The following is a 6,155-nucleotide window of genomic DNA, read 5'->3' as shown; positions in this document are numbered from 1 at the left end:
GCGTTCGCGGGGACGGGGGTGGGGACGTGGGTGGGCACGGGAGTGGGGACGGCGGACGCGGTCGATGCCACGCTCATGAGAGCCCTCCATGGGGAGTGGGGAGGCTGTGCGAGTCGACGGGCGGGGAGACGGCGGGGCCGGCCGAAATGCGGTGCCGGGATGACGCCGAGTGCGGGCGCAACCCGGTGACCTGGCCCTTCTCTACGCGGCAGACTGTTCCCGGGCCCGCCGGCCGGGCGCGTGAAGCCCAGGAAGCGAAGGGATGAGGGTCCGCGGAACACTGGTCGCCGCCCGGCGCGGCGGCCGACCGGCGACGGGTACCGGCCACCGGGCCCCGGCCGGGGCCGAACGCAGGCCGCGGCCAGGTCCGGAGCCAGGTCCGGGGCCAGTGCCAGCTCCAGGCCCGGCCCCGGCCGCACGGCCGGAGGCCTACTTGGACCGCGGCTGACTGCCCGTTAGCGTGCCCCCACACACGCGACTGTTGTAACCACCGAGCAGTGGGGGCACACGTGAGCCGACCGTCACGACGCGCAGTGCTGGGGACCGCCGGAGCGATCGGTGCGGGGGTGGCGCTCGGCGGGGCCTCCCCCGCCCCCGGGCGGGACGGCCGCCGGCAGGGGCGGGCACCGGCGTACGACACCGCACCGGCACGGGCCGCGCTGACCCGGCTGCTGCCCCGGCACGCCGACCAGTTCCAGCTGGTGGCGCTCGCCCCGGACGGCACCGGCGACCGGTTCCGCGTCGAGGGCCGGGCGGGCCGGATCACGGTCGCCGGGACCACGCCCGCGGTGCTGCTGACCGGCGTCCACTGGTACCTCAAATACACCTGCCGGGCCCATCTGTCGTGGGCCGGCGACCAGGTGGAGCTGCCCGGCCGGCTGCCCGCCCCGGCCTCCCCCGTCGAGCGCGGCACCGCGCTGCCGCACCGCTTCGCCCTCAACGACACCCACGACGGCTACACCGCCCCGTACGCGAACTGGCCGCGCTGGGAGCGGATCATCGACGTACTGGCGCTGCACGGGGTGAACGAGGTGCTGGTCACCCCGGGCGCCGAGGCGGTCTACCACCGGCTGCTGACCGGCTTCGGCTACTCCGACGCCGAGGCCCGCGCCTGGATCCCGGCGCCCTCACACCAGCCGTGGTGGCTGCTGCAGAACATGAGCGGCTACGGCGGCCCCACCAGCAGCGAACTGATCGCCAAACGCGCCGAGTTGGGCCGAAGGATCACCGGCCGGCTGCGCGAGCTGGGCATGCGCCCCGTACTGCCCGGCTACTTCGGCACCGTCCCCGGCGGTTTCGCCGCCCGCAACCCCGGCGCCCGCACCGTGCCGCAGGGCACCTGGTCGGGGCTGCCCCGCCCCGACTGGCTCGATCCGCGCACCGAGGTCTTCGCCACGGCGGCCGCCGCCTTCTACCGCCACCAGGAGCAACTCCTCGGCCCCGCCGACCACTTCAAGATGGATCTGCTGCACGAGGGCGGCGACCCCGGCGACGTCCCGGTGCCGGACGCCGCCCGCGCCGTCGAGAGGGCGCTGCGCACCGCCCGCCCCGGCGCGACCTGGGTGATCCTGGGCTGGCAGAACAACCCGCGGCGCGATCTGCTGGACGCCGTCGACCACGACCGGATGCTGATCGTGGACGGCCTCAGCGACCTGGAGACGGTCACCGACCGGGAGCGGGACTGGGGCGGCGTGCCGTACGCGTTCGGCTCCATCCCCAACTTCGGCGGCCGCACCACCATCGGCGCCAAGACGCACGTCTGGGCCGAGCGCTTTCCGGCCTGGCGCGACAAGCCGGGCAGCAGGCTCGCCGGGACCGCGTACATGCCGGAGGCCGCCGAACGCGACCCGGCCGCGTTCGAGCTGTTCAGCGAACTCGCCTGGCGGGAGCGCCCGGTGGACCGCGGCGCATGGTTCGACGGCTATGCCGACCTGCGCTACGGCGCCCGCGACGCGGGGGCCCGTGCCGCGTTCGCCGCACTGGGCACCAGCGCCTACGAGATCTCCAGCAAGGACGGCCGCCCGCACGACTCGGTCTTCGCCGCCCGCCCCGACCTGGCCGCCCGCTCCGGCACCGTCTACGCCACCCACACCCCCGCCTTCGACCCGGCGGCCTTCGACACCGCGTTCGCGGCGCTGCTGACCGTCCGCCCCGCCCTGCGCGGCTCCGACGCCTACCGCCGCGATCTGACCGACACCGCCCGGCAGGCGCTGGCCAACCGGTCCTGGCAGCTGATCGGGCAGCTCCAGGACGCCTACCGGCGCAAGGACCGCGCCACGTTCCGTGCGCTGTCCGGGCTGTGGCTGCACCTGATGCGGCTCAGCGAGGACGTCACCGGCGCCCACCGGCAGTTCCTGCTGGGACCGTGGCTGGCGGACGCCCGGGCCATGGCGACCGGCCCCGAGGAGGAGGCGCGCCTGGAACACAGCGCGCGGGCGCTGCTCACCACGTGGGCGGACCGGGCCACCGCCGACGGCGGCTCGCTCGCCAACTACGCCAACCGCGACTGGCACGGCCTGATCGGCGAGGTCCATCTCCCGCAGTGGCAGGCGTACTTGGACGAGCTGGCGGACGCCCTGGCCGCGGACCGGCCGCCGAAGACCTTCGACTGGTACGCCCTGGAAGAGCCCTGGACCCGCGCCCGCACCAGCCATCCGCTGCACCCCACGACCGAGGCGTACCGCACCGCGCAGCGGGTCCACGACACCCTCGCGAAGGCTCCGTACCAGGGCACCGTCACCGTCACCGCGAGCCCGTCCGCGCTGCCGCCGGGCGGAAGCGGCGACGTCACCGCGGCCCTGCGCAACGTCAACGGGCTGCGGGCGACCGGCCGGGTCGACTTCGCGCTGACCGGCGTCGAGGCCACCGCGCAGGGACCGGTGTCGCTGCCGTCGCTCCCGCCCGGCGGCACCGGCCGGGCCCGCTGGCGGGTCACCGCACCCGACGGCCCGCTCACCGAGCCGCTGACGGCGCTGCCGTACGGCCTCACCGCCGACTACGGGCCGAAGGGCGAGCCACGGGTCCGCGCCGCCCACCACGGCACCCTGTTCGTGGCGGGGCCGCTGGACCTGGAGTTGCGCACGGTCACCACCAACGCGGCGGTCTTCGGCCAGCTCGGCGACCGGCTCGCGGTCAACGGCGCGGGCGCCGACCTGTGGAAGGCCACCGCCGAATTCGGCGCGGTCTACCGGCCGGACGCGCTCACCGCGGGCGGCTCGGTGACGGTCGAGGTGAGCGCGCAGGACCCGACCGGCCCCTGGGCCCGCGCCGGCCTCGTCGTCCGCAACCGGCTGGCCACCCCCGCCCCCGGCTCCCCGGACGCCCTCGGCTTCCTCAACCTGTCCGTGACGCCCGCCAACGGCGTCGTGCTGTCCTACGACGCCAACGGCGACGGCACCCTGGACACCTACCGGCGGCTCACCGGCGTCACCGCGCCCGTCCTGCTGCGGCTGACCCGCGGCCCGGACGCGGGGCGCTCCGGTACGTACACCGGCGCCTGCTCCACCGACGGCGGCGCCGGCTGGCGCGAGATCGCCACCGTCCGCGCCCCCGGAGCCGCCGCCCGGCAGGACACCGGACTGCACCAGTCGGCCGCCAACTCCGCGACCGGGGACCGCGGTACGGCAACCTTCCGTCGCTGGACGGTCACTGGAAGCGCATCCGGCCACCGCGTACGCTGACCGCAACGCACCACGAGCGAGGGGAAAAACACGGTATGAGTGCCGCAGCGGAGAAAGAGTGGCTCTACGCCCTGGACATCTCCGACGCCACCTGGCAGCGCGCCCCGGGCGACGCGGAAGAAGCGGTGGAGATCGCCTTCCTGGAGCGCGGCGCGGTGGCCATGCGCAATTCCACGGACCCCGATGTGGTACTCCGCTACACCGAGGCGGAGTGGCGGGCGTTCGTCCTCGGCGCGCGCGACGGCGAGTTCGACCTGAAGCACTGACGACGGGGTCCGGTCGGCGGTCGGGCGGCCATCGCGGTGGGCACACCGCGGTGGCCGCAGCCGTGTCCGGCCGGCGCCGGAGCGCCCGGGGGGCCGGTGACCATCACAGGATTCACTCGTTTCACGGAACGTGAAGCAGCAGCAGAGACAGCAGCAGGCGACACCCCGGCACGTGGACCGCGGCTCCCCCGCCGGCAGCGAGGAGGCCGGCGACGTCATCGACGTCGAGCAGGCCGAGGCGGCGCTGGTGGAGCACTATCCCCGGCTGGTCCGGCTGGCCTATCTCGTGCTGCCGCCCGGCCAGAGCCGCGGCCGCCGGGTGCTGGCCGCCCACGGCGTGGTGCAGCGGACCCTGCCGCGCCAGCGCAGCTCCACCCGCGGCCTCGGGCTTCCCGCCCAACGCGCCGGCACGGACGCCGCGATCGACCCCGGCTACGCCTTCGTACGGCTGCGGGTCCTGCGGGCCGCCCTGTCCGGCCGCCGCGCCGTCCGCCGGCCGCCGCTGTTCCCGCAGGTGTGGGGCCTGCGGCTGTTCCCGCGGTCCGGCGGCGCGGATGAACTCGCGCTGGACCAAGCGCTGTCGGCGCTGTCCGGCCCGGCCCGGGCGGCGTTCGTGCTGCGCGATCTGGAGCGGCTGAGCACGCCCGAGGCGCGCCGGGTGCTGGAGGCCGCCGGGGTCGCGCACGCCCGGGAGGCGCTGGACGAGGCGGAGCGGGCCGCGACGCCGGCCGGCAGCCGGGACCGGTCGCTGCTGGAGTCGCCGGAGTTCGACCCCTGTGCGCTGCAGGCCCGGCCGACGGATCTGATCCGGCGGCGGCAGCACGGCCGGGCGGTGCTGGCGGCGAGTGCGGCGGTGCTGGTGTGCGGGGCGCTGCTGGGGATGCCGGGCGACGGCTGGGGCCCGGACGGCGCCGCCGCCCCGCCGTACGCGCGCAACGCCGCCGCCGAGGCGGCCCTGGACCCCGGGAAGCTGCGGGTGAGCTCCGCGACCGCCTGGAAGCAGGCCGCGCGGCAGGACTTCGCCGCCTGGCCCGCCCGCGGCGACCGGATCCACGACAAGGCGCTGCTGCGGCGGGCGCTGGCCGTGTGGGCCAGGCCGGGGGCCGGGGTGCAGGTCTCGGCGACGCCCGGGACCGCGCCGGGCCCGGCGGCCGGCCCGGCCCAGCTGCTGTTCGCGGGGGTGGTGGACCACGCCGTGGTGGTGCTGCTGCACGACGGGCTGCGGGTGGTGCGGTACGCGGAGGCGGCGGACGGCGCCGGGCAGACCGACGGCACCGGAGCCGCGCTGGACTTCGCCCGGGTGGACGGCGCGGCCGGCGACGCGGCGAGCGCGCTGGTGGTGAGCCGTACGCAGGGCAATGTGCGCTATCTGACCGCCCCGTGGGTGACGTCGGCGCGGCTGCTCGATCTGGTCAAGCCGGACGCGGCGGGCCAGCCGGTGGTCATCGGGGCGGGCGGGGTCACCAGCCCGGTGCCCACCGCGCAGCCCGCGGAGAAGTGCACGACCTGGCCGGCACTGCAGGCCGGCGGGCGGCTGCTGACCGATCTCGGTGAGCTGGCCCCGGCCCGTCTGACGTACGGCAGGCCGCGCCGGCCCGGCGAGGTGACCGGCAAGCAGGCCAAGGCGGCCTGGGCGCGTACGGCCTGCCAACTGGCCGCGGTGCGCGGGCAGGGCGTGCGCACGGTGAACGCCTGGCAGTTCGCCCGACAGCCGCTGCCCACGGGCGCCGGCCTCGCGGCCTGGCTGTGCACCCGCGCCGAGACCTGGCGCGGTGCGGGCAGCCGCACGATGGCGCAGATCCAGCCCCCGGCGCCGAGCGGCGCGCCCTACGCGACGGGCTCGGTCACGGCGCACGCCGAGGGCGGTACGGCCTGCGGACCGCGCAATCCACGGGTATTGGCCGGAGTCCTGTGGAAGTCCCCGGCCGGCACGTGGTGGCTGCTGGCCGCCGGCAGCGGACAGGTCACCTCGATCACCGCCCGGGGCGGGCTGCACGCCCAGGCGGCGGGCCGCTTCCTGGCGGCCCCGGCCACGGCGGGCGACCACGCGGAGCTGACCGGCCGGCTGAAGACGGGCGGAAGGATCGAGGCGCTGCACTGAGCGTCCGCGGGCCGGGCGCCTCGGCCGGCCCGCCGCTTCCGGCCAACGCGCCGCAAAAACCCCTGGTCCGTGCCCGATCTGTGATTCCGCACGCGATTCCGCGCCGGG

General features: G+C 76.4%; 3 protein-coding genes. All 3 read left to right on the top strand.

The features are described from left to right. The first annotated feature begins 509 nt into the window (after positions 1 to 509). The 3 genes from EST54_RS25140 to EST54_RS25130 all read left to right on the top strand — a co-directional run bounded on the left by EST54_RS25140 (position 510) and on the right by EST54_RS25130 (position 6,047). Entirely contained in the window at positions 510 to 3,680 is a 3,171-nt protein-coding gene (locus tag EST54_RS25140) for an alpha-N-acetylglucosaminidase (RefSeq protein ID WP_129250002.1), read from the top strand. A 35-nt stretch (positions 3,681 to 3,715) separates the two neighbouring features. Beyond that, entirely contained in the window at positions 3,716 to 3,946 is a 231-nt protein-coding gene (locus tag EST54_RS25135) for a DUF397 domain-containing protein (protein ID WP_129250001.1), read from the top strand. A 130-nt stretch (positions 3,947 to 4,076) separates the two neighbouring features. Continuing rightward, complete coding sequence (locus tag EST54_RS25130) at positions 4,077 to 6,047, top strand: hypothetical protein (RefSeq protein ID WP_129250000.1); 1,971 nt, start codon at positions 4,077 to 4,079, stop codon at positions 6,045 to 6,047. Positions 6,048 to 6,155: the final 108 nt, after the last annotated feature.

The organism is Streptomyces sioyaensis (assembly GCF_004122735.1).
Classification (GTDB): Bacteria; Actinomycetota; Actinomycetes; order Streptomycetales; family Streptomycetaceae; genus Streptomyces; species Streptomyces sioyaensis.
The sequence above is the reverse complement of the archived record's forward strand: the minus strand, read 5'-3'. Positions and strand labels throughout refer to the sequence as shown.